Raw genomic sequence first — 25,681 nt, forward strand, 5'->3', positions numbered from 1 at the left:
ATAAATTTTCAACCCAAAAGGAGTTGTAATATATGACCGAGAAGAAGAAGATAGGAGTTAGCATTTTTGGCACTGAATATGTGATGCTTGCTGAAAAATCAGAAGAATATGTGCTGGAGCTTGCAAATAGAGTAGATGCAATAATGAATGAAATCGCCAAGAGCAATTTCAGGTATAACTCAACTATGGTTGCGGTGCTTACTGCCTTGAATCTGGCGGATGCCCTTTACAAGTCACAGGAGGAGCATGCAGAAGTTTCAGAGAAGCTGGAGAACATTCAAGGAGAAATGCAGAGACCCTTTGAGGAGCTAAATGAGCTGAAACAGGAATCGGAGGCAATAAAGGAGCAATACACCAAGATGCAGAGTGAGCATACCAGATCGCAGATTGAACTGGGGAAGATAAGCCGGGAGTGGGCTAAGGCGCAGGAAGAGCTCAAGGACTTAAGGTGTGAGCTGGATGTCTCAAGAGAGACAATGAACGATGTGCAGAATAAGCTTTTCGAAAGTCAGATAGAGCTTTTGAAGACGAGGAAAGAACTTGATGATACAAAAGTAAAAAGAATAGATAAAAATAGGAACAATAGGGTAAATAATATATAGTATAAATTATTTACCTAGGAAGTGAACTTAATGAATAAAATAGAACTTCTAGCGCCTGCCGGAAATTTCGAAGCATTAGCTGCTGCTGTTGAAAGTGGTGCTGATGCTGTTTATTTGGGCGGGAATAAATTTAGTGCGAGAGCTTATGCTGACAACTTTGACGGGGAAACCCTTGCCAAGGCTGTTAGCTATGCTCATATTAGGGGTGTCAAAGTGTTTGTCACCATTAATATTTTGCTGTCAGACCGTGAGCTTGTTGAAGCACTGGACTATGTAAACTACTTATATCAGATAGGTATTGATGCAATAATAGTACAGGATCTTGCACTATTGAAACTGGCTGCAAGCGCCTTTCCCGACCTGAATATACATTGCAGCACTCAAATGACTGTGCACAATGCTGAAGGAGTCAAATACTATTCTGACTTAGGCGCAAAAAGGATAGTGCTGGCGAGGGAATTGCCCCTTGAGGAAGTGACGCATATAGCTGAGAGCACAGGGGTGGAGACTGAAATATTCATCCATGGGGCTCTTTGCGTAAGTTATTCAGGTCAATGTCTTATGAGCAGCCTTATCGGAGGCAGGAGCGGAAACCGAGGAAGATGTGCTCAGCCCTGCAGGAAGAAATATTCCTTCTACAACTTTAAAACAGGTAAAGTAGAATCTGAGAACCAAGACAAACACATTATGAGTACCAGGGACCTCAATACTTACAATAGGCTTGAAGAACTGGTGGAATCAGGGGTGACATCTCTTAAGATAGAAGGAAGAATGAAAAAAGCTGAATATGTAGCAATAGTAGTAAAGCATTACAGAACAGCTTTGGACAGCATTCTAAAAAAAGGCGGAGGCAAAGCTAAGGAAGCAGAATATGAGCTCACAAGTGCATTTAACAGGGAGTTTACTGAAGGATATCTATTCGGTAAACGAAATAGTGATATTGTAAGTATAGAGAGGCCTGACAATAGAGGCGTGAGATTGGGGAAGGTACTTAAACAGAAGGGTGATATAGCTTCTATTTACATTGAAGAAGGTTTTTTGAATGATGGTGATGGAATCGAGATAGTACCACAAGAGGGCAGAAGCACGGGAACAATAATAAGCGGCATCAGGGTTAATGGGGAAAATGTTAAAAGTGCCTTTACGGGCGATACTGCAGAAATATTCATTAGAGACAGGGTTGAAGCCGGTTCCCAGGTAAGCAAGAACCTGGACAGTGCGCTAAATAAGAAGGCAAGAGAAGAGTATGCACCGGAAAACACAAGAAAAATTACATTAGATTGCAGGATTGTTATGAAAGCCGGACAGTTTCCTGTGATAATGGCAGCAGATAAGGTTGGAAATTCAGTAAGTTATACCGATGAGGAAAAGATAGAGCCAGCCCAGAAATCCGCCACTTCAACTGAAAAAGTGATGGAGCAGCTTGGAAAAACAGGTGATACGCCTTATTTGATAAAGGTTACAGAGGCTGAGATAGAAAACAATTGCTATATACCTGCAAGACAAATAAACCGCATGCGCAGAGAGGTACTGAGGCTGCTATCCCAGAAACGATCACAAAAGCATGACCGTCCAATACTTCAATTGGATGCCGCGGCCTTAGTAGATAGTATGATATCTGATAATGAAGTTAGCAAGGATACTTCAGTGGAATTTATAGCGGGGGTCAGGAATCAGGCTGCTGCTATTAGTGCTGTGATGAATGGGGGCGCAGACACTGTATATCTTTTAAGTGATGCTTACGAGGGAGATATCACTGCTGATTCCATTAAGCTTGCTGAGCTATGTAAGAGCATGGGGAAAAGCTTGTTTTACGTGCTCCCCAACGTTGCAAGGGAAAGGGAGCTCAAGCAAATCCAAAGCAGACTTGTGAAAATTACAAAAAAGATTGGACACGAGAATTTCGGTCTTGTCATTTCGGCTTCTGGACAATTCGAGCTTGCCAGGCAACTGGGAATTGACAGGGTAAGAGTCAACTATAGCTTCAACGTATTCAATTCTGTGTCTGCAAGCCATTTATACCGTGACGGTGCAGAAGCTGTAGGGTTGTCGCCTGAGTTGAACCTGCCCCAGATACGAACAATAAGCTCTGCCTGTAAGTTCCCCCTGGAGGCTGTGGTGTACGGATATATGCCGGTTATGACCACGGAATACTGTCCCGTATCTATACAGCAAGGAGGCAGCTGCAGCGATGCGGGAGGTTGCATTAACTCTGATTATGGTATAATAGACGAGAAGGGCAAGATATTCAGAATAATCAAGCTTGGCTCCTGCAGGACACAACTTCTGAATTCCAATGCTCTACTTTTAGCAGAGGAGTTGGGAGACGTACTAGGCAGCGGCTTAACGAAGCTGAGGGCTGATTTTTATTTTGAAAGTCCCGATGAGATAAGTAATATTATGAAGTTGTTCAGAAACTATAAGAATATTGATGAAAACGACAGATTGATTATAGAGAAAATAAAAGACAAGGGATTTACAAAAGGGCATTTTTATAGGGGTGTTGATTGATAAGGAGGGGTTAATGATGGAAAGCAGTGTTAGAGTGTTGCTGGTTGAAGATGAAGAAAAGATGAGAGAGCTAATAAAGATATCTTTCAAAAAAGAAAATTTTGAAACAATAGAGGCTATTGACGGTAAGCAAGGATTGAATCTTTTCAAGACCAATCAGGTGGACATTGTGATACTGGATATCATGCTTCCTGAAATTGATGGCTGGACTGTGTGCAGGGAAATAAGAAGAATGTCTAATATTCCTATAATACTCCTGACTGCAAGAGGTGAGGAATTCGACAAGCTCTTTGGCTTTGAGCTGGGTGCTGACGATTATATAGTCAAACCCTTCAGTCCTAAAGAGCTGATAGCAAGGGTGAAAGCCTTACTCAGAAGGTCGGAGATAAAGAGCAGCGACTCGGCTTCTTATTTTCAAGTTGGAGATATTATGATCAACAGGCTTTCAAGAGAAGTAACGGTCAATGAAAAGCAGATCATTCTTACTAATAAGGAATATGAATTACTGTATTTCTTAGCCACCAACCCCAAGATCGTTTTTACCAGAGAGCAGCTGCTTCTGAAGGTTTGGGGTTATGAGCAGTACGGAGATCCCAGAACAGTGGACACTCATGTCAAGAAGCTGAGGGAGAAGCTTGGTGATTATAGCAGCTATATAAGCACCATGTGGGGGGTTGGATATAAGCTAGAGGTGCCAAAATGAGAAGCTATGGGATTTCCTTTAAGCTGTGGGCTGCAATTATTGCTATGACAATGGCACTTCTTGTTCTGACGTTGGTATTTCAGACTGAGTTTCTATATGACTTTTATTATGATCAGGAAGCGAAGCAGCTTGAAAAGGATTGTAACCTATTGTCAAAGTATATAGCAAGGGGTCAATATAATTTCACAATTCCCTATAATGGCGTAATGAGAAGGGTAAATGATATAATAATCGTTACTGATAGAAATCGAAAGATTACCTATGTGGAAGGTACAAACGAGTACAAGACGGGTTATCTTTTTGGGTTTAAGCACATTGGCAAGATCCTCAATGGTGAGACTGTTCATGAAAAAAACAAGATGATCAGGAATCCAAGCTCCGCAAGGTCAAAAGAGCTTGATACCCTTATGGTTGGGATTCCGATAAGGCAGAACTTGGGCTTTCCACAGGGGGATAGGCGGAGGTTCAATGAAAGCTATGTTGAGGAAAGATATAAAACACCTGAAATCATTGGAGCGGTTTATATTATAACCACTCTTGAGCAGATGCAGACTACTGTAGATGCCATAAGAAAGCAGTTCCTATATATTTTTATCGGTGCAATTGTGATTGCTTCTGCACTGTCATACTTCCTGTCTCAGAGCTTTTCTACACCGCTAAAGCTTATCAACAATGCTGCACTGGAGATTTCCAAGGGCAATTACGATACAAAGATAGACCTGCGTTCCAGCAGAGAGATAAAGGAGCTTGGAATCACCATTAACAACCTGGCGAAGCAGCTTTCACGTGTTGAACAGATAAGAAGGGAATTTATAGCCAATGTGTCCCACGAGATCAGAACGCCTTTAAGCTATCTTCAGGGTTACTCTGAGGTGCTGCTGGATGACCTTGTTGAATCAGAAGAAGACAAGAAGAAGTATCTTGGTATAATAATGGATGAGACGGTAAGGCTTAAAACAATGGTAGATGAGATATTGCAGTTGTCCCAGATTGAAGCGGGCTTTATACAGCTTAAGCTGGTGCCCTTCAGCATGGAAGCAATGATAAGAAGGACCATAGATAAGCTTTTACCCTATGCGTCCAAAAGAAATATAACTATTAAATTTATAAATATGTCAGAGGATGTACTTACTTGTTTCGGAGATGATAATAGAATAAAACAGGTGCTCATAAATCTGATTAATAATGCAACCAAGCATTCTTATGATTACGGAAACATTTTGATAAGCGCATACAGACAAAATGAGAGTATTTATGTGTGCGTAAGAGATTTTGGGGAAGGGATACCGGAGGAGGATCTGCCCTTTATCTGGGATAGATTCTACACCGTTGACAAGCACAAGTCAGAGAACAGCACAGGTCTTGGGCTGGCAATAGTAAAGAACATTATAAACGCCCATGGCTGTGAAATAACTGTCAACAGTGTATTTGGGGAAGGCTCAGAGTTCTGCTTTTATCTCCCCAGTTATAATGAATTTTAAACAGTTTCGCGTTTCAAGTTACGCGTTACGCGTGGCATACCAAGGCTAGGCTTCGTAGGGATGCTTAAACCCATCGCCTATTGTCCATCGACTATTGTCCGTAGAAATTTGAGGTGAATAAATTGAACGAGAAAGCACTAAGAGTTCTTGAATATAATAAGATAATAGATATGTTATGTGAGAGTACAGTTTCTGGAATGGGAAGAGATATAGCCTCGGATTTGAAGCCCTCAAGCGACCTAAATGAGGTAAAGGAGCTTCTTCAGGAGACCACAGAGGCTGTTAACCTGCTACTTAAAAAAGGGAACATTCCCATTGGGGGAGTCCAGGATATAAGGGTGCCTCTAAAAAAGGTCAAGCTGGGAGCTGCCTTGGATCCAGGGGAGCTTCTGAAGGTGGCAGATACCTTAAGAGCGGCCAGGAGACTCAAGTCCTTCATGAATGAGGACAGAAGAGAGGAAAGCTTTCCTATAATCGAGTACTATATTGAGACTTTGTCACCCTATAAAAACATAGAAGACAGAATAGGAAGCGCAATCATAAGCGAAGAGGAGATATCAGACAATGCAAGCCCGCTGCTGAACAGCATAAGGAGAAAGGTCAAGGAAAGAACAGCAGCCATGCGGGAAAAGCTGAACCATATGATTTCCTCTCCCGCTTATCAGAAATACCTGCAGGACCCCATTATTACCGTGAGGGGGGACCGTCATGTAATACCGGTAAAGCAGGAATTCAGAACTAACATACCGGGAATTGTCCATGACCAGTCGGCAAGTGGTGCGACACTATTCATAGAGCCAATGGCAATCGTGGAAATGAACAATGATGTAAAGAAGCTGAAGCTGGATGAAGAAAATGAAATCGAGCGCATTTTAAGAGAACTTACTGCATTGATAGATGAGAAGTATGACAGCATAAAGATTAATATGGAGATATTGGCTACACTGGACTTCATATTTGCCAAAGCTAAATTTGCATTGGAGCTAAGATGCACTGAACCCAGTGTCAATGCAGAGGGCAGGGTAAACATCAAGAAGGCTAGACATCCTCTCTTGAAGCCGGATATAGTAGTGCCTATTGATATATATGTAGGTGAGACCTTCAATACTCTGGTTATCACAGGACCGAACACGGGAGGAAAGACAGTCACGTTAAAGACCATAGGACTTTTGTCTCTTATGGCCCAGTCGGGGCTTCATATTCCCGCCAGTGATTACAGTGAAGTGGCTATTTTTGACGAGGTATTTGCAGATATAGGGGATGAACAGAGCATAGAGCAGAGCCTAAGCACCTTTTCATCCCATATGACAAACATAGTGTCCATACTTAAGAATGTGACTCCCAGTTCTCTGGTGCTGTTTGACGAGTTGGGCGCCGGCACAGACCCCACGGAGGGTGCTGCTTTGGCAATGTCAATACTGGAGCTGCTGCATAAAAAGGATATAAGGACTGCTGCTACCACTCATTACAGTGAACTTAAGATATATGCACTTACAACCGAAGGAATCTGCAATGCCAGTGTTGAATTCGACATAGCAACTCTAAGGCCTACTTATCGGCTGCTTATTGGCGTACCAGGGAAATCAAATGCCTTTGAAATATCCAGAAAGCTTGGACTTCCTGATGGAATCATCAAGAGAGCAAAGGAATTCATATCTCAGGATGATGTCCAGTTTGAGGATTTGATAAAAAGCCTTGAGGATGATAAGCGGAAAGCCGAAGAGGAAAGGGATACCGCTGCCAGGTTGAGATTCGAACTTCAAAAGGCTAAAGGAGAAATGGATAATAAGCTTGACAAGCTAGAAGCCCAGAAAGAGAAGATTATAAGGGATGCCCAAAGGGAAGCCCTTGAAATAGTGCGAAGATCAAAAGAGGAAACTGAGGAGCTAATAAAGGAGCTTCGTGAAGCAATACAGAAGGAAAATGAAGAAAAGACCGCAATGATAGAAAAAGCGAGGCTTAAGGTCAGGCAGAGGGAAGATGAGCTGGAAGACAAAATGGGAGAAACGTTATTTAAGAAGACCAGCAGCGCACCTCCTAAGGATATAAAAATAGGCATGTCTGTAAAGATAGTCAACCTTGACCAGAAAGGAAGCGTTCTCACACTTCCGGATGAGGATGGCAACCTGACTGTACAGGCAGGTATAATGAAAGTAAACGTAAATATAAATAACCTAAAAGCAGTGGAAGAAGAGAAGGAAAAGCCGAAAAGAAGCGGCAACACTAAGGTAAGCTCAGCGAAAGCAAGGGATGTTGCTTCTCAAATAGACTTGAGAGGACAGACCCTGGATGAAGCTCTTATGAATGTCGATAAATACCTTGATGACGCATACCTCGGCAGCGTGCCCCAAGTAACAATAATACACGGGAAGGGCACAGGGGTCCTTCGAGCAGGAATAATGCAGCTGCTCAAAAGGCATTCCCATGTGAAATCCTACAGGAGCGGCGGCTACGGTGAAGGTGGCATTGGCGCCACAATAGTGGAAATAAAGTAACGGAAGTGATTATATGAACATACTTGTAAGTGCATGCTTACTAGGCACAAACTGCAAATACAGCGGGGGAAACAACCTTACCTCCAAAGTGCTGGAGCTTATGAAAGAGCACACTCTCATACCTGTATGTCCTGAACAGCTTGGAGGCCTGACGACACCAAGAAAGCCCTGCGAGATCGATGCAGGTGGTGGCTCTGAAGTGCTGGCAGGACATGCAAGAGTAAAGAACAACATAGGTGAGGATTTAACCGAACAGTTTATAAAGGGCGCACAGGAAACGCTGAACCTGGCAAAGCTGTATGGCTGTACTAAAGCTATTTTGAAAGCCAACAGTCCCTCCTGCGGCTGTAGAACCATCTACGACGGCAGCTTCAGCGGAAAGCATAAAGAGGGAAGCGGCGTAACTGCACAGTTGCTCTTAGATAATGGAATCGAAGTAGTGACAGATATTGATTTTGAAGAAAAGCTGAGAGACCTGAAGTAATTTTAGGTCTCTTTTTTATGGTACAAATGCATTTGAGGTATTTTACCAATTTAGTAAATAATGGTATAATATAATATGAATTACCACTATATGGAGTGATTCACGACACATGTCGGCCATCCCACCATATTGGCATCATTCACGACAAATGTCGTGGTTGCGGTAGTTAGCCAACATTTCCATCCCCAGTATTCCCCTCAGCCTCCACATCATTGTCTGGGTGTGGCGATGGGGTAGGATTTTTTATTTTTGGTAATAAAAAAGACTCCTGACCTAAATCAAGAGTTTTTTCTATATCAGTATTTTTTTATGGACGACAGCATTTTTTATATTTTTTTCCACTACCGCAAGGGCAAGGGTCATTCATACCAATTTTATTTGCATGTTTTGGTTGTTGGGCTTGTCCAAGTGCGACATAATCAGTAGTAGCGCAAGAAGGTACTCTAAATGAAAAAATAGTCTTTCCACCAAAGTTTGAAACAGAAAAATCTCCCATATTCATAACATCCATACCAATTAGTAAATCAGCAGACGAAATAGTCCCTTCAGTTACTCTAAGCCTTTGTATACATATTTTGTTCGGCAACCACAAATCAATTACATAGGTGTTAACATTACAATCTCCATTAGCTGTACATACTCTTGCCATACCTGTAGGGAGTAAATTTAACTGCTGGACTATCCTATTTGTAATTACTGTACCAGATGCACCTGTATCCCAAATCGCATTATACTGATTTATATTCGTTGGGTTTTGAATAGGGTCAGATACTCCTACTTGGTTTATCAATACATTTGCTAAACCATTTGAATAAGTGGTGAAAGATGAAGTTTGCATAATTTACCTACCTTATCAGTTAATGTACAAAATGCACTCGTGAGTGATAAGATTGTGTATAACTCTCTTCATTAGCTTGACATTTTTGAACAAGGAAAGTTCCTAATTCTTCTGTTTTCTTTGTTTCAATTATCGCGTCATCTATAGTCTCATAAGCATTTAGTACTTGTCCGTTCTTTATAACAATATATTTGTCCTCATACTTTTTAATTAGTTCATCCAAATTCTTAATATAATACTGGAACTCTTTTTCTAAAGACAGTTTTTGGTTTTCCATGTAAATACCTCCTCCTAATTATATCCTATTCAATATAAAGCATATTGTCAATACATATAATGAAAAGTACCTTTAAATAAGATATCGACTATTATCATTTAAAGTATTATATGTTATGAAAAGTATTTCATTCATTGTACTAAGAACACCTAAAAAATTCCTCTAGCTAATTGATGAGAAAGAGCTATCTTGTAGTAAGTATATATATTATATTTATAGTACATTATATGGTATAATTACCCATATAGTGCTATTGCCAACCAACGTTATGGGAACGTCGGCTAACAATCCATTCACGGACATTTTTGCTGTAGGTTCGGCTTTGGGGTAAACGTCGTGAATGGAAAGACGTTAGCCGACATTTCCCTCCCATGTATTCCCCGCAGACTCCACATAATATTAGGGCATGGCGTTGGAGTTTTTATTTTTTATGGTTTTTAACAATAAAAAAGACCTTCAACTAAGAAGGTCTTAAAATATAAAAGACCTGATGCTTTTTCAGCTTAGGTCTTCTTTTTATATGGATGAATAACTTTACGTAGCTCATCCACAAAATACTATATTTAAGTCATCTTTTCGATAACTTCAATATAATATTACCTTTATCTTAACCGGATGTCAAGCAATTATGTAATTATTTTTAAACCAAATCGTTCTTTTAGGTTACAATTTCCATTATAAAGTTTAGAATCTATTAAGTCAAATACATTAGGTTTTTTCTGCTTTTTAATATCATAATTATAACTACACGCTCTATTTAATGGATTAGGAATAAAATCTGCAATTTGTAATCCTACATTATCATCCTGTTTCATGGAAAAGTTAATTGTAGTCAGTCTTTTTTGAAAAATAATCTTGTTAAAAAATAATGTCCCATTGGCTACAATAGTATGATAATGACTAGCAAGTCTAGTATCATCTGTAGGAGTTCTTGATTCAATATATATTATGCCTTTACCCTCATTATGTTCCAAGAAATGGACAAAGTTTTCTAAAATAATCTGAAGAGCAACAAAATAATCATTGTTTGCATATTTCTCACAATATAGTTTTTTATATTCTACAGGATTAATTCCAACTCCTATCGTAGTTATATTGCAACTATCAATAATATTTCTTAACCCATTCCAGAATCCCTTTTTCTTTTCAAAATCTTTCAGTATATCATATGGAGGTTTTTCGGGATCTCTTATCTCCGATTCGTGCAATACTACAGTAGTATTATTGAAAATTACATTTTTTAGACTATTTACTAATGGAATCATCTTTTGAACATATTCATTTTCCTCTATTATATAGCCACCGAGACAAAAATATTGCAGATTGCCTGATGGCTTTGATTCATCTAAAAATAAATAATAATTACTCATATACAATTCCCCCCTACAAAGCACTTCCTAAATTTTACCACAATTTGACACAATATAAAATGTTTTGTAGGTTTTTAATTTGTTATGTTTATGCCGCATTATATGGTATAATTATCCATATGGCGCCATTCCTAACCAACGTCAAGGGAAACGTCGGCTAACAATGCACTCACGTGGCATTTGCATAAGGGATGCGGTAAGTTAAATAATAGGTTTCCTTAATAATGGTTGGTTTTACATCCCTTCACCGGGTGTCACCACCGCCAAGGTGGGAAAGGCTCTGGTGTCCGGTTCAGGGACGTCGTGAGTGCGGAGACGTTAGCTGACAGATAATGCAGATTGACTTATGCAAGAAGTAATACTCTCATATTGCGTAAAGGTTTATTTAAAAAAAGTTATTGGGATAAACTATCTTTCTTAAAACAGCATTATTTAACTATTGAATAAAACAATTAATATAACTCTTGTTTAGACTAATAATCTTATTTAGTATTGTCTACCAGTAGAATCATACAAAGTAGATATTAGGTAGGAGGTCAAAATTGAAGAAGCATGCTATAGATTTCTTATTATCAGGTAAAGTTATTATAACTACTTTTGTAGTAGCCTTATGCCTATATACATGGATTTATATATCATATAACCAACCAGAGCATATTGAATATAAGTACAATGGAATAAAATATCAGGCTGGCAATCCGCAAAATGTAGAAACAATTAATATCGAAATCAAAGGGAAATATGTAAAAGAATTATTTGTGAAAGAAGTAGAATTTTTCGGTACTATAAAGGTAGGAGAAAAAGTGTTTTCTTGCAACCCAATAAAATTTAATAGAGACAAAATGGGTGAATTGAAGTCCTACGGAACTATATATGTAAGTGATGAGTTTGAAAAATTAACCATTGAGATTCTTGAACCAACGCATAATGGTGGCTATAGTTTCAGTCTTAGAAAGGGTTGGTTAATTTCAGCACCTTGCAATAGTAGGAAGGAAGCCATTGAAATCTCAAATGCTCTTATGAAAAGGCTATACAAAGGGTTAGTAATAGAGTAATGTGATTCATTTCTTTTTATAAGGTGCAATCTCCTATGCGGAGTTTGTGAGAGATTTGAACTCAAGAGAGGCAATATTAACATAAGCGACACATGACAGGTCCCGAGTACCGGCAGCGGTATACAAAGGTTATTAAGCTAGGCGTTGCGGGACATTATCCATTAGCTAACAATGTACTCACGTGGCATTTTTATAAGGGATACGGAATGCTAATTAATAGGTTTCCTTATTAAAGTTTCGATTTACATCCCTTCACCGGGTGTCACCACCGCCAGGAGGACAGGCTCTGTGGGTCCGGTTCAGGGACGTCGTGAGTGCGGGACCGTTATACGAAATCGCAGGAGGAAAGAAGGTAAAAAGTGTGGAAGTAACTTGTGATAATAGGAACATACCCTTGTCAATACAACGTACGGTTAGGCAACGTTGTGGCTTTGGTTGTGTTATTTGCGGATTCCCTCTTTATGAATATGATCATATAAAAGGGTGGGCTAATGTACACGAACATGTTGCAGAAGATATAACTCTTTTATGCGATTTACACCATCGCGAGGCTACATCTGGCCTTCTACCAAGAGATAAGATTATTGAAGCAAATAAAGCACCTCACAACTTACAAAGTGGTATAAGTAAACCATTACAACTTCATTTTGAAGGAGACTCTTGTGAAGTTCATATTGGTGGTAATTACTTTACAACTAAAATGTCTGGAGATTATACGGAATCAATACCTATCATAGTAGATGGCATCCCTTTGATTGCTTTTATCTTACAGGATGGTCATTTATTATTAAATGTAAACTTATTCGATGAGTATAACCAGCTAGTATTACGTATTGTTAACAATCAGCTGTTTTATTCAATTAGTCCATGGGATATTAAAATTGTTGGAAAGACACTTACAATTCGTGAGAAGGCAAGAAAAATGCTGATTAGGATGACTTATGAGCCACCAAATAAAGTAGTTATAGATAAAGGACGTTTCCTATGTAACGGGGTCGAAATATTAGTAGATAGTGATCAAATCTTAGTAACAAATAATAACACTTTAATTAGTGGCTGCTCTTCAACTAATTGCCACGGAGGTTTGATAATCGGACCTACTTCTAATCCGATTGGCGGCTTTATGTCCCTTCAAGGTATTAGTCGGTATCTTGGTGACTCTAAAGCATCACTAGCTTGGGCTAAATCAATAAAAGAAGAGTTTTAGACTCGCGACTTCGTATAACAAAGCACTCACGCTGCGGCACGTAAGGAAAGGGCAAGGAGCATGCGTGCCTTGGGTTGCCGATGCCATTGCTCTGGAGTAAAGGCAGCAACCACACCCCTTCACTGGGAGCGGAGCTCCGCCAGGAGGCAGGGTTTTGCGGGTCCGGTTCAGGGACGTCGTGAGTGCGAAACCGCTAGATGACATTGTTTGCTAAGTTGGAGTTATTATAAAGCGTGATTCTTGTTATTTAAGTAATTTAATAGGGAGGAAATGTAATATGAAATTTGTACATTTGATTAAATTGCTATCAAAAATTATTTATGATCCAAGAGGTGCTTTTACTAGTGAAAGTTTCGAGACATATAGTGTCAAGCTTCTAAATGTTTTATATTACCTATTTTTTACTTTTACAGGGGGATTAAGTGTATTTTTGCTTTACTATGGACCAACGAGAGGATATAACTTAGCACTGTTGATAAGATGCCTTATAATGATGTTGATTTATTCTTTCATAGTAAAAAAAATCACAGTGGTATTTTACTATTTTATACTAAATATAAAAAACGAAAGCAATTTGTCATTTAAACAAACAGAAGTAGTATTACTTCCGATTATATTCTTATTTTGGTTTATCAATTATTCTGGTGGATTATTACTTAGTGGAATTCCAATTACAAAGATAATCTTGGGATTTGTTCCGTTTCTATGGTTTAATTATATGATTTTTTTACTTTTAAGATATAAACTTAGGCAAAGTAATATTAAAAGTATATTGTTATCCATTATACCTGTGATATTATATACAACATCTATTTTTGTTAATAGATTACATTAAGAAGTTAATTATTCAATATTTGATTATAGAAAATGGCAAACAACATCATCTAACAATGCGCTCACGCTGCGGCACGGCGGGTATGAGCAAGGAGTATGCGTGCCTTGGGTTGCCGGATGTATTTACTATGGAGCAGGAGCAGGGCAACCACACCCCTTCACCGGGTGCAAGCACCGCCAGTGGATTAGAGCTCTGTGGGTCCGGCTCAGTGGTGTCGTGAGTGCGAAACCGTCAGATGACACTTAATGCAGAATGATTTACGTAATAAGTACCATTTTTATATTGCATATCAGTAATATATTACGAACTAAACATTATTTATATAATATACAGGAGGTACTATATGATTATACGGCAAGAACAACCGACTGATTATGATGAAGTCTATGAACTTGTTAAAATATCATTTGCCACATCTACTAATGAGGGTGAGTGGGACTATTTGAATGAAGTACGAAAAAAAGATACCTTTATTCCTGAACTTTCATTGGTTGCAGAGAATGAAGATAGAAAACTAATTGGTCAAATCGTTTTATATAAAACAAGCATTACTACATCTGATAATGTTTATACTGAACTCTTACTATCTCCTATAAGTGTTCATCCCGATTTTTTTCGCAGGGGAATTGCTCGCGCAATGATGATGGAAGCTTTTCAAATTGCAAAAAGTATGAGATATACATCTGTATTCCTTTGTGGTGAACCAGACTTTTATCATAAGTTTGGGTTTAAGCCGTCTTACGAATATGGGATATTCCATATTGCTGATAAAACAAAAAATGCCGAATGGTGTATGGCTCTTGAATTGACACTTGGCGCTTTATCAGGTAAAACTGGAACTATCAACATACAATAATGTATAGTATAAGCATAATACTAAGTTAAATTACTTCACTATTTTTATATAATGCGTAACTTGAACTTAAGATTTAAGGGCGCGACATCCTGTCGCACTCTGAATTACGGGGCTTTCGACGGCGTATAACAAGGCTTCTGCACAAGGGGCTCGGGGGTCATATCCATGAAGTATCCCTAATGGGTTATTCATGAAGAAGGGCTTGCCCACAGCTTCCAAGCTAAGCGCAGTCGCGCCCGGCAACCGGGAAACCAAGATAAGAGCTATCTAAGTTCTCCGGTTGCCTTAAGCCTGAAAGCCGTCGCAGAAGCAAACCGTTATACGGAAGATGGTGCGGATTGGTTTATGTAAGAAGTACTATTTTAAAATGGGGGTATAAAGTTATGAGTGAAACTTTATGGAATGAACAACTAGAATTTTTACGAGCCATTCGCACTGGTTGGTGTAATAATGATTACATTGAATTCTTGGTTGAAAGAGTTTGGAAAATAAATAAGGCAGTCAACATAATAGATTTTGGATGTGGCTTTGGATATGTCGGATTGTTATTGCTACCGATATTGCCTAGCGGAAGTACATATACGGGTATTGATATTAGTGAAATTCTTTTAGAAGAAGCAAAGAATATTTTTGCAGATTCAGGATACTCGGCAAGATTTATTAAAGCAGACCTAAATGAGTATGAACCCAAGGAAAACTATGATATTGCTATATCACAAGCAGTTTTAAGGCATATACCTAATGCAAAGAACATCCTAGAAAAAATGATACAATCTGTTGTAAATGGTGGTTTAGTAATCTGTATGGAGGGAGATTTAGAAATAGAAAAGGCAGGGCAATATTTCAATGGCTTTGATTATACAGATCTTAATATGCCATATTTGCATCGGAAAATTTATAAAAAAGAATTGGAAAATGGAGGGAGGGATTATAGGTTTGGCATTAAAGCTCCTATATATATGCAAGAATTAGGTTTGCATAATGTTGGAGTTAGAATGAATGATAGTGTTAAATTTGTTAACCCATATGGAGTTAAGGATGAACATACCAAACAATATAACGCAATGACTAAAGCTTGGGGATGGAATAAGCATTTATCAGAGGATGATAGAGTAGAGTATATTAATGAACTTATAGAAAGAGGCTTAAGTAAGCAGGAAGCAGAAATGTATGTAAATGGTGAAATAAAAATTAGTGAATACGTAGTGAAACACAAGGATAGAGCTTACATAATTCAAGCACCATGTACACTCATATCATATGGAACAAAATAAGTCCAGTTATGTGCAAACTCCTACGCGGAGTTTGTGAGATTTAAACCCAAGAGAGACAATATTTATATAACCGGCACATGTCAGGTCTCGGATACCGGAAGCAGTATATGAATATAATGGCAAGGCTCTGCGGGGCACCATACATCAGATAAACCAGCTAATCACAGTCAAGTGATTTAGTAAAATAAATTTATCCTAGTAAAAGTTGCAATAGCAAAGCTAGCCTATTCAAGAATAGGCCTTGAACTAATAACATCAGTCTATGCTACTCGGCTTTAAACTCGGTTTGAGTACTTAGCATTCCGAAAATAATCCTTAGAAGCTTGTTGCAGGTGGCAACCAGTGCAACTTTAGGAGGCTTCCCTACATTTACTTTATTGGTATAATATTCATAAAGCACAGAGTTACATGGTCCCTTTGGCCGCTTTCTAACAGCGGCTGAGGCAGCCTGAAATAAAGCCTTCCTTAAGTAGGGAGTACCCCTTTTGGATATCTTGGTATTCTTCGCTCTGAAGTTACCAGACTGATAAACAGAAGGATCTAGTCCTGCATAAGCAACTAATTGCTTAGCAGTTTCAAAGTTACTAATGTCACCAATCTCTCCAAGAATGGTGGCTGCTGTTACTTCTCCTACCCCTGGGATGGATAGTAGGAGCTGGAAGTCAGGAGAGAGCTTAGCCCATTCATTGATTTGAGCCCGTATATCAATCAGGATTTCTTTGTGGGTCAGCAATGACTTTATATAGCTTTGCAGAACCCGGATATTGGACTGTTGGGCACCATCATAGGATAAGCTTTCTCTTGCAGCAGCAATAAGCATGTCCACCTTTTGGTTACACCAATCATTGGAGTGTCTAGATAGTTTAATTAGGTTAAATAGCTCTTCACGTTTGGCAGAAAGAACAGCCGCAGGTGAAGGGAAAGAGGAGATAACTCTTAGTGATGTCGGATTGCATAAATGATCAAACACAGTATCGTATTTAGGAAACACGAGGGTGAGCAAGCTTCTGAACTTTAACTGGGTTTCAGTATTCAATGCATTAAATCCATCCCACTGTCTGCAAAGGCTTCGAAGTTCTTGCACATCATGCTTTTGTTCCTTGAAGGGCATTAAGTCGTTAGTATAGTAGACCTGTGCAATACGGAAAGTATCAATAGGGTCAGTCTTAATCTTACGAATTGACTTACGCTTCTGCAAACTTGTTTGTAGAGGATTCAGCACATAGACAGAATAACCAAGGTTCACAAAATACTGTGTGACAGGTTTGTAGAAGTTTCCTGTTGCCTCTAAGACAACATCAGGTATACTGCTAGTACTGTTTTGAAGATCCTTAAGACAGCAAAGAGCAGATTTCATTCCCTCGGGAGTATGGGAGAAATCAAAAGGTTTTGTATAAGGTTTGTTGTAAGAGAGAAAGCCGGTAGCAAAGCTGGATGATTTAGATACATCAATACACAAAGCAGGATTGTTCATATAATACCTCCTTACTTTCTGGGTCTCCTCATCTGACGACCCTCAACAGGTTCGTACGGTGATGCGTGCTATAAGCACAACCAGCTCAATCGAGGTATGAGTGTCAGCAAGGTTAAAACAGTTTATGCGACGGGATCAAAGTCCCAACAAAGCCCACGTTTTTCACCCAGATTATATACTTTAAGCATACAAGAAAATGAAAAATGTTCATACCCAGATAAGCTGGTTATGAACCTAGTATACGAACAATGCCCTCACGCTGCGGCACGGCAGGTTGAAGCAAGGAGCAAGCGTGCCTTGGGTTGCCGGATGTAATTGCTTTGAAGAGGGAGCAGGGCAACCACACACACTTCACCGGGAGTGCAACTCCGCCGAGAGGACAGGCTCTAGGGTCCGGTTCAGGGACGTCGTGAGTGCGGAACCGTTAGGTGAAATGTGGTGTGGGTGCCCGCCATCCGTGGCGGGATTATATCGAGATTAGAAATATTGAGGTGCGTATGCATAAAGATGTGGATTTCCATATTCCTAAAAGCTTAGTTTTGGCGCAAGAACTCCAGAAGGGAAGAGATTATTATAACTCACGAAACCTGTATAATGATTTTTTTATTAATAATCAAAACCACTATTTGAGGTTTAAAGCTTTATTTGAAGTTGCTGATAATTGGTTTCATGAGAAAAAGTACGCAAATGCAGAAATATCATTTAGTGAGTTCATCAATTACTGTGACAAACAGCAAAACTTGACAGAACAGGAGAAAGAATGGATTAAATACTATAGACAGTTAGCCTTAAGTAGGATAAAAGAGATAAGTAAGGTTATAAGAAAGTGAATTGATGATTAATCTTTACTTTTATTATGGTAGTGATTTTAGTTTATTATGAGCAAATAGATAATATAAAGATAGTCTGTAAGTGTATATTATGGTAACTGCCATCCGTGGCAGTTTCTGAAGCTAGGGACACCAGACTCCACCTAACAACATGTTTGCGCTACGGGTTGGGGAGCAGAGGCAAGGGGTAAGCCAACCACCATCCCGAACCTAACATAAGAGCTATGTAAGATTCGAAATAGTCGCAAACACCGGGACGTTATCTGACAGGTGATGTAGGTGGAGTAGAAGAAATATATTTGCTTTTTTTAAGCATAAGATATATTGCATATAATTTAATGAACTAAGAGGGGTGATTGTTTGTGGGTTTTGGATATACTTTTGCAGCGTTAATACCTTATTTGATAACATTGGGTATTTCTATTTATGCGTTTGTACTTTTCGTTAAGCTTGCTAAGAGAGGAATTAAGGCACTTGATATATACATAGAAGAAAAAACTAAAAAAGATCTTTAATACGACTATTTCATATTATATAGATAGTAAAAGTATAATTTGGTGCGCTAGTATTGAGCGGGATAAAGGGAGAAAAGCAAACAGAGAAAGTATATTGATAAAGTGTTGTTCTGCAAGGTACAAACTCCTATGCGGAGTTTGGTAGAGATTTAAACCCGAAAGGGACAATACTTACAGAAGCGATTCAAGTAAGGTTCCGGATACCGTCAGCGGTATATTAAGATACTTAAGCAAGTCGTTGGGGACATCACCCATCAGATAACAAAGCGCTCACGCAGCGGCACGGCGGGATGTGCAGGAAGCGTGCGTGCCTTGGATTGCCGGACGCATTTGCTATGGAGCAGGAGCAGGGCAACCACATCCCTTCACCGGGAGCGAAGCTCCTCAAGGGAGACAGGCTCTGCCGGTCCGGTTCAGGGACGTCGTGAGTGCGGAACCGTTAAATGAAATTGGTCGCAAAGGCCGCCACATCGTGTGGCAGGTTGAGAGGTAAAGGCTTTAAAGCCTTCATTATAGAGTAACAGTATTAATCAGCAAGTATAATGTTAATATATCCCATGAGAGTTTTAAATTGGAGGATAACGGAATTGGCTATAAGAAATGCGACAAAAGCAATTATTGTGCGTGATGGAAAAGTATTATTAAATAAGTGTAAAGGATATCATGGAGAACTCTATTATGATATGCCGGGCGGTGGTCAACAGCAATATGAAACTATGGAAGAAGCTGTAGTTAGAGAATGTTTAGAGGAAACAGGATATTTAGTTAAAGTTGTACGCTTTGCTGCACTTGCAGAGGAAATATATGATAATACGGAAATAAGGCATAAATATGCTGACTATTCACATCGGGTACACCATATTTTTATCGTCGAATTTGTTGATGGAATATTGCATGAACCTACAGAAATAGATTTTCAACAAGAAGAATGTCAATGGATTGATATAAAAGAGATATCTCAAATTGATTTAAGACCAAGGCAGATTAAAGAGAATTTTGTAAAAATAATATCTTCTACAGTTCCGCTATATTTAGGATCGATATACATGTACTAATCAACCGAATATTATGTTGCCAATGTGTGATTGAGAGTTTAATCTGCTTTGTTCACATAGAGCGGCGCTTATTGAAAGATTACAATGCTTTGAGGGGCCGACATCCGTGTCGGCCTCTGAACAAGCGGGACGACCAACTTCACTTAACAATGCACTCACTTGGATAGCACAAGGCACACCCCTTCACCGGGTGCAAGCACCGCCAGGGAGTAGGGCCTATGGGTCCGGTTCAGTGGTGTCGTGAGTGCTGGACGTTAAGCGACATTCGACGAGATTTTCCGGGCATTCATGCCCGGCTTATATGGAGAATCTAGTATGTCTGGAGGTAAATTCAATGGAAATTGATAATGAGATAATACAATCTGAGGATGATGTTTTTACTATGCTTGATACTCTTCTTCAAAGAAGAGACGGAGAGTGGTGGAATAAATTTTACTCTGACAGAAATAAACCAGTGCCATTCTTTATTGATGCGCCTGACGAGAACTTAGTATCTTACCAGAAAAAGGGTTTGCTTGAAAAATCAAAAGTTCTTGATATTGGGTGTGGAAATGGAAGAAATTCAATATATCTAGCTAAACATGGATTTGAGGTAGACGGAATAGATTTTTCAAGCACCTCAATTGAGTGGGCTAATCAAAAAGCTAATGAGAATTCTGTAAGTGTAAAATTCATTAACCAATCCTTCTTTGACTTTGAAGCATCATGCAATAGTTATGATTTCATCTATGATAGCGGTTGTTTACACCATGTAAAACCTCATCGAAGAAATCAATATATTAAAAGAATTGTAGATTTACTTAAGCCAGAAGGATATTTCGGACTTACGGCTTTCAATCTCAAAGGTGGGGCAAATATCTCAGACTATGATGTTTACAGAGATTTTTCTATGCATGGTGGAATTGGTTTCTCAGAACATAAGCTGAGAACTATACTTTGTCCTTATTTCGATATTATTGAGATCAGAGAAATGAAAGAAATTGATGACAATAGTCTGTTTGGCAAATCATTTTGCTGGGCAGTGTTGATGAAAAATAAGAAGTAAAGGTGAGGGACGGTTGGCGTCCGTGCCAACCACTGAAGCTATGGCCGTCGAACGTCGCCTAACAATATGTTTGCGCTATGGGTTACTAGCTGTAAGTCGAGTAGAAGGTTCAGTAACCATACCCCTTCATCGGGAGCGGAGCTCCGCCAAGGAGTAAGGCGTTGATGTCCGATTCAGGGATGTCGCAAACACGGAGACGTGAGATGCAATCCCATGCGGATTTTACCGCGACATCGTGTCGCTAGGAAGAGCTATTGGGCTATCGTTAAAATCAAAATCATTTTTAGAGTAAAGATTTTATAATACATATTTGTTTGATTTAGTGAAATAGTCTCAAATTATAAATTATGAGGAGGACATTATGATTATTGACGGACATGCTCACGCTTGTGGTGAATATTATAATATTGAAAGCATTCTAAGAGTTTTAGATTCCAATAATACGGACAAAGTTGTATTGTGTCCTGGTGAAGCAAATAGTAAAAAAACTTATGGACTACCACTATTATCTGAGAAGTTTCCTAATAAAGATTTTATATTTGTGGTCAATAGAATTATTGGTTTTATTACAAAAATTAATGGTGCAGCCAAACACATTAATGAACATAATAGGTATGTGTATGAGCTTTTTCAAATGTGTCCTGATAAAATAATACAATCTTACTGGGTAAACCCTCTTGATAATGACTGTTTAACAAAGCTCAAAGATGATTACGCTAAATACAACTTTAAAATTATTAAATTGCACCAGTGCTGGCATAAGTTTGACATTTCGAACGAAAATTCTACAAAAATTATTGAGTGGGCGTTTGAACAGAGTATTCCCATATTTATTCATATTTCTACAAAAAAACAAGTACAGGCATTTATTCAAACAGCAAATAAATATTATAATAATACCTTTATAGTAGCCCATCTAATAGGGTTTGAGGACATTTATGAGCATGTGAAAAACAGCAATATTTACTATGAAGTGTCTCCTCCTCAACTAATACCAATAAACAAATTAAAAATTGCTATAAGTAAGGTGGGAGCAGAGAGATTGATATTAGGCTCAGACACACCTTATGGTAAGAATAATCTACGAATAAATATCGACTGTATTAACAGTCTTGATATAAGTGAACACGAGAAAGATTTAATTAAAGGACAAAATATGTATAAGCTTCTATTTTCTAAATGAGTATTGTGATAATGTAATATGTAAATTATTTTGTATATTAATGAGTTTTTGCTACTTGAAGTGGTAAGTTAAAGTATAGTGACACATACAAATAACTGCAAATTTAAGGCGCTACGCCCGTGCGGCTCTGGCTCTGCGGGGCATAGGACAGCATCTAACAACGGTTTCACACAAGGGCTCGAGAGTATATACATGAAGTAGGCTTCTGTAGAATGAGCATGAAGAAGAGTTCACCACAGTCCTTCACCGGGAGCGGAGCTCCGCTAGTGGGAAAGGCTCCGGGGTCCGGTTCAGTGGTGTCGTGAGTGCGAAACCGTTAGGCGACAGACTTTCTCACTTATTAGGAATGATTTAGATAATAACATTTTGGGAGGTTTATAACATGAAGAAATCACTTAAATATTTATTACTCTTAGTCATATTTGGACTTGTTGGTTGTACAAGAACGCAAACAGTTGTTGAAACCGAAATAACACCAAGAATTTCACGGTATCCATCAGCAATAGATTTTAAAGGTCTTCACGGAAAATTAGAAACCCTACCTAAATATGATGAAAATTCTAGTGATAATTGGCAATTAGATGTTAGGAGCACAGATTTATCTTTACTAGATTTACATGACAGATTAACTGACTTGTTACATGCAGATTTTGATAGTGAAACAAAATGGTCTGATAAATTACCTGAGAACTTTGACCCTATGAAGATAATGGAGTTAGGTAAAGATCCAGGCCTAAATATCAGAGAGCTGCACAAACAAGGTATTACTGGTAAAGGAGTAAGTGTTGCGATAATTGATCAGACACTACTAGTAGATCATAAAGAGTATGCTGATAGAGTAAGGTTTTATGAAGAAATAAACATCCGGAAAGATGAAGAAGCACAAATGCATGGTCCAGCTGTCACATCAATTGCTGTTGGAGAAACAGTGGGTGTTGCACCTGAGGCAGAACTTTATTATATTGCAGAGACTCATGGAACCTATAAAAAGGATGGATTTGATTGGGACTTTACATATTTAGCACAATCCATCGATAGAATTCTAGAAATTAACAAAAGCTTACCTATACATAAAAAAATAAGAGTTATATCTATTTCGGTAGGCTGGAGTCAAGATGAAAAAGGGTATAAAGAAGTTACAGAAGCGGTAGAAAGGGCAAAAAAAGAAGGCATTTTTGTAATTTCATCATCACTACAAAAAACTTATGGCCTAAAATTTTCAGGATTAGGAAGAGATAGCTTAAGTGACCCCAACAATTTTAATGATTGCAGACCTGGTTCATTTTGGATGAAGAGATATTTTGCTGGAACTATTAGCTTAGAACAAGATACACTATTGGTCCCTATGGATTCAAGGTGTACAGCGAGCCCAACTGGACAAGAGGACTATGTGTTTTACTCTCAGGGTGGGTGGAGTTGGTCCATTCCATATATTGCTGGATTATATGCGTTATCCTGCCAAGTAGATTCAAGCATTACACCAGAGGTATTTTGGAAAAAGGCACTAGAAACAGGTACAACTATTGATATTGAGAAGAATGGCAAAATATTTAAATTAGGCAAAATCGTTGATCCCGCCAAACTTATTAAAAGTTTTGAAAAAAATTAGCTAATAGAATTAGATATAATTTTTATTATCTACATGGAAAGTCCATACGAACAAAGCCCTCACGCTGCGGCACGGCGGGCTGGAGCAAGAAGCATGCGTGCTTTGGGTTGCCTGACGCATTTACTTTGAAGCGAGGGCAGGGCAACCACACCCCTTACCGGGAGCGAAGCTCCGCCAAAGGGGACAGGCTCTGGAGTCCGGTTCAGTGGTGTCGTGAGTGCGTAAACGTTCTGTGACATGTGGCGGAAAAGGTTTGGCCTATCCAAGCCTCACATTAAAACAAGGAGGGATATTTTTTGATAACAGACAAAAGTATAAGGCAAAAAAGAATGAGAGTACTTATAATATATATTTTAATATTTTTTACAGTATGGACTATTTATGAGTTGGTTTTTTCTACAAATGTTTATAGTAATAATGATGTTTTGAATATTATAGTAAAAAATAGTATTAAATATATTGTCTGGACTGTTCCTGTTTTCATACTTCTCAAATATATTTATAAAACAAATCCGATTTCATATCTAAAATTAAATAGTAATGCGATAAGAGGGCTAATATGGGGAATTGTTATTGGAATTTTTATAGTTATATACCATGTTATAAGAAATTATATTATGGGAGATGGTAAGTTTGATTTTAATATTGATATATACACATGGATACATAGAATTATTCTAATAGGTTTAACAGAAGAAATTGTATTCAGAGGATTTATATTGCAGAAACTCCAAGAGGGAATAGAATTCAAGTATGCCAATGCTATATCATCAGTTTTATTTGTACTGATACATTTTCCTAAATGGTATATGAGTGGAATACTGAGTTTTGAAAAAATTACTTACTTTATTTTATCCACAGCGTTTGTATTGGGATTTGGATTATTGCAAGGATATGTATTGAAAAGAACAAAATCTTTATGGGCATGCATGATAATTCATTCATTTAACAATCTAATTAGTACAGCTATGAAGGTTTAAGTGCTTTAAGGCGCCGCGTCCATGTGGCTCTGCCGTTGGAGCCCGCCACACATCGCAGAAATCAGCTAATCGCAGTCAAGAGGTTAAGGAAAATGAATTTTCCCAGGATAAGCTTTCTCTTGCAGCAGCGATAAGCATGTCCACCTTTTGGTTACACTAATCATTGGAGTGTTTAGATAGTTTAATTAAGCTAAAGAGCTCTTCACGTTTGGCAGAAAGAACAGCCTCAGGTGAAGGGAACGAAGAAATCACCCTTAGGGATGTTGGATTGCACAAGTGATCAAACACAGTATCGTATCTTGGAAATATCAGGGTGAATAGGCTTCTGAACTTCAATTGGGTTTCAGTATGCAATGTGTTAAATCCATCCCACTGTCTGCAAAGGCTCCGTAGTTCTTGCACATCATGCTTCTGCTCCTTGAAGGGTTTTAAATCATTAGTGTAATAGACCTGTGCAATACGGTAAGTATCAATGGGGTCAGACTTAATCTTACGGATTGATTTGCGCTTCTGCATACTGGTTTGGAGAGGGTTAAGCACATATACACTCTTTCTTAAAACAGCATAATTAACTATTGAATAAAACTAGTATAATTCTTATTTGGACTAATAATCTTATTTAGTATTATCTACTAGTAGAATCCTAGGAAATAGATATTAGCTTCTATGCTGTTTGAACCTGATAAGTTGACTGAAAGCGATATAGGCAAGTTATCGAAGATCTTCTAATGTAAAAGTATGTCAATATGAACTAAATCATAATCCTAGATAGGGAGCGAAATATTCTTAAATGAGAGGTAAGAATGAGATATGATTAATAAAGCAAAAGTATTAATTGGAGCGATTATTTTATCTTTGATTTCTTTAGGATGGATTATTGGGGATGTATTCTTGTCTGACTATGGAGTATTGATATATTTTGGCTTAGTTGCAGCCATATTATTTTTAATAGTTATAATTAATTTTAAATCGAAGAAGGTGTAATATAGACTTCCTTTTTAT

General features: G+C 38.4%; 24 protein-coding genes. 20 read left to right on the top strand and 4 right to left on the bottom strand.

The annotated features are described in order from the left end of the window. Positions 1–32 precede the first annotated feature (32 nt). The 6 genes from zapA to VEB00_10645 all read left to right on the top strand — a co-directional run bounded on the left by zapA (position 33) and on the right by VEB00_10645 (position 8,276). Positions 33–602 carry a cell division protein ZapA gene (zapA, locus tag VEB00_10620; protein ID HYF83464.1) on the top strand — a complete coding sequence of 190 codons (570 nt, stop codon included), beginning with the start codon at positions 33–35 and terminating at the stop codon, positions 600–602. A 30-nt stretch (positions 603–632) separates the two neighbouring features. After that, positions 633–3,113, top strand: a complete 2,481-nt coding sequence (locus tag VEB00_10625) for a DUF3656 domain-containing protein (GenBank protein ID HYF83465.1) — start codon at positions 633–635, stop codon at positions 3,111–3,113. Between the two features lie 13 nt (positions 3,114–3,126). Further along, positions 3,127–3,816 carry a response regulator transcription factor gene (locus tag VEB00_10630; protein ID HYF83466.1) on the top strand — a complete coding sequence of 230 codons (690 nt, stop codon included), beginning with the start codon at positions 3,127–3,129 and terminating at the stop codon, positions 3,814–3,816. Continuing rightward, positions 3,813–5,297, top strand: coding sequence for an ATP-binding protein (locus VEB00_10635; protein ID HYF83467.1), 1,485 nt, complete (start codon positions 3,813–3,815; stop codon positions 5,295–5,297). The genes VEB00_10630 and VEB00_10635 overlap by 4 nt, the downstream gene beginning before the upstream one ends. A gap of 122 nt (positions 5,298–5,419) precedes the next feature. Then, the gene (locus VEB00_10640) at positions 5,420–7,792 is read left to right on the top strand and encodes an endonuclease MutS2 (protein ID HYF83468.1); all 2,373 of its coding nucleotides are present in this window, start codon (positions 5,420–5,422) and stop codon (positions 7,790–7,792) included. Between the two features lie 13 nt (positions 7,793–7,805). Beyond that, the gene (locus VEB00_10645) at positions 7,806–8,276 is read left to right on the top strand and encodes a DUF523 domain-containing protein (GenBank protein HYF83469.1); all 471 of its coding nucleotides are present in this window, start codon (positions 7,806–7,808) and stop codon (positions 8,274–8,276) included. A 307-nt stretch (positions 8,277–8,583) separates the two neighbouring features. Here the strand turns inward: VEB00_10645 and VEB00_10650 are convergent, their stop codons facing one another. From VEB00_10650 to VEB00_10660, 3 genes are all read right to left on the bottom strand, one after another. Continuing rightward, positions 8,584–9,114, bottom strand: a complete 531-nt coding sequence (locus VEB00_10650; protein ID HYF83470.1) for an SEC-C metal-binding domain-containing protein — start codon at positions 9,112–9,114, stop codon at positions 8,584–8,586. Between the two features lie 19 nt (positions 9,115–9,133). Beyond that, on the bottom strand, positions 9,134–9,391 hold the full coding sequence (locus VEB00_10655) for a DUF5678 domain-containing protein (protein ID HYF83471.1): 258 nt from the start codon (positions 9,389–9,391) through the stop codon (positions 9,134–9,136). Between the two features lie 626 nt (positions 9,392–10,017). Beyond that, positions 10,018–10,761, bottom strand: a complete 744-nt coding sequence (locus tag VEB00_10660) for a DUF3800 domain-containing protein (GenBank protein HYF83472.1) — start codon at positions 10,759–10,761, stop codon at positions 10,018–10,020. 542 nt (positions 10,762–11,303) lie between these two features. Between VEB00_10660 and VEB00_10665 the strand changes: the two genes are divergently transcribed. From VEB00_10665 to VEB00_10685, 5 genes are all read left to right on the top strand, one after another. Beyond that, positions 11,304–11,816 carry a hypothetical protein gene (locus tag VEB00_10665; GenBank protein ID HYF83473.1) on the top strand — a complete coding sequence of 171 codons (513 nt, stop codon included), beginning with the start codon at positions 11,304–11,306 and terminating at the stop codon, positions 11,814–11,816. 361 nt (positions 11,817–12,177) lie between these two features. Continuing rightward, a complete protein-coding gene (locus tag VEB00_10670) occupies positions 12,178–13,023 on the top strand; it encodes an HNH endonuclease signature motif containing protein (GenBank protein HYF83474.1) in 846 nt (281 codons plus the stop codon). A gap of 917 nt (positions 13,024–13,940) precedes the next feature. Continuing rightward, the gene (locus VEB00_10675) at positions 13,941–14,078 is read left to right on the top strand and encodes a hypothetical protein (GenBank protein ID HYF83475.1); all 138 of its coding nucleotides are present in this window, start codon (positions 13,941–13,943) and stop codon (positions 14,076–14,078) included. 123 nt (positions 14,079–14,201) lie between these two features. After that, positions 14,202–14,714 (top strand): N-acetyltransferase, encoded by a 513-nt coding sequence (locus tag VEB00_10680; protein ID HYF83476.1) that lies wholly within the window; start codon positions 14,202–14,204, stop codon positions 14,712–14,714. A 383-nt stretch (positions 14,715–15,097) separates the two neighbouring features. After that, complete coding sequence (locus VEB00_10685) at positions 15,098–15,988, top strand: class I SAM-dependent methyltransferase (GenBank protein ID HYF83477.1); 891 nt, start codon at positions 15,098–15,100, stop codon at positions 15,986–15,988. 265 nt (positions 15,989–16,253) lie between these two features. On the opposite strand, the gene VEB00_10690 is transcribed toward VEB00_10685, so the two are convergent. Next, positions 16,254–17,462, bottom strand: coding sequence for an IS110 family transposase (locus tag VEB00_10690; GenBank protein HYF83478.1), 1,209 nt, complete (start codon positions 17,460–17,462; stop codon positions 16,254–16,256). A gap of 497 nt (positions 17,463–17,959) precedes the next feature. On the opposite strand from VEB00_10690, the gene VEB00_10695 reads away from it, so the two are divergent. The 9 genes from VEB00_10695 to VEB00_10735 all read left to right on the top strand — a co-directional run bounded on the left by VEB00_10695 (position 17,960) and on the right by VEB00_10735 (position 25,663). Beyond that, positions 17,960–18,292 (top strand): hypothetical protein, encoded by a 333-nt coding sequence (locus VEB00_10695; GenBank protein HYF83479.1) that lies wholly within the window; start codon positions 17,960–17,962, stop codon positions 18,290–18,292. A gap of 362 nt (positions 18,293–18,654) precedes the next feature. Continuing rightward, positions 18,655–18,807, top strand: a complete 153-nt coding sequence (locus VEB00_10700; protein HYF83480.1) for a hypothetical protein — start codon at positions 18,655–18,657, stop codon at positions 18,805–18,807. A gap of 290 nt (positions 18,808–19,097) precedes the next feature. Next, positions 19,098–19,235, top strand: coding sequence for a hypothetical protein (locus VEB00_10705; GenBank protein HYF83481.1), 138 nt, complete (start codon positions 19,098–19,100; stop codon positions 19,233–19,235). 159 nt (positions 19,236–19,394) lie between these two features. Then, the gene (locus VEB00_10710) at positions 19,395–19,862 is read left to right on the top strand and encodes an NUDIX domain-containing protein (protein ID HYF83482.1); all 468 of its coding nucleotides are present in this window, start codon (positions 19,395–19,397) and stop codon (positions 19,860–19,862) included. Positions 19,863–20,196: 334 nt separating this feature from the next. Beyond that, the gene (locus VEB00_10715; protein HYF83483.1) at positions 20,197–20,907 is read left to right on the top strand and encodes a class I SAM-dependent methyltransferase; all 711 of its coding nucleotides are present in this window, start codon (positions 20,197–20,199) and stop codon (positions 20,905–20,907) included. Positions 20,908–21,268: 361 nt separating this feature from the next. Next, positions 21,269–22,090, top strand: a complete 822-nt coding sequence (locus VEB00_10720) for an amidohydrolase family protein (protein ID HYF83484.1) — start codon at positions 21,269–21,271, stop codon at positions 22,088–22,090. 382 nt (positions 22,091–22,472) lie between these two features. Beyond that, positions 22,473–23,699: a S8 family serine peptidase gene (locus tag VEB00_10725; GenBank protein ID HYF83485.1), complete on the top strand. Its 1,227-nt coding sequence runs from the start codon at positions 22,473–22,475 to the stop codon at positions 23,697–23,699. A gap of 296 nt (positions 23,700–23,995) precedes the next feature. Beyond that, entirely contained in the window at positions 23,996–24,679 is a 684-nt protein-coding gene (locus VEB00_10730; GenBank protein ID HYF83486.1) for a CPBP family intramembrane glutamic endopeptidase, read from the top strand. A gap of 810 nt (positions 24,680–25,489) precedes the next feature. Next, positions 25,490–25,663, top strand: coding sequence for a hypothetical protein (locus tag VEB00_10735; GenBank protein ID HYF83487.1), 174 nt, complete (start codon positions 25,490–25,492; stop codon positions 25,661–25,663). Positions 25,664–25,681: the final 18 nt, after the last annotated feature.

It is taken from the genome of Clostridia bacterium (genome assembly GCA_035628995.1).
Taxonomy (GTDB): domain Bacteria; phylum Bacillota; class Clostridia; order Lutisporales; family Lutisporaceae; genus BRH-c25.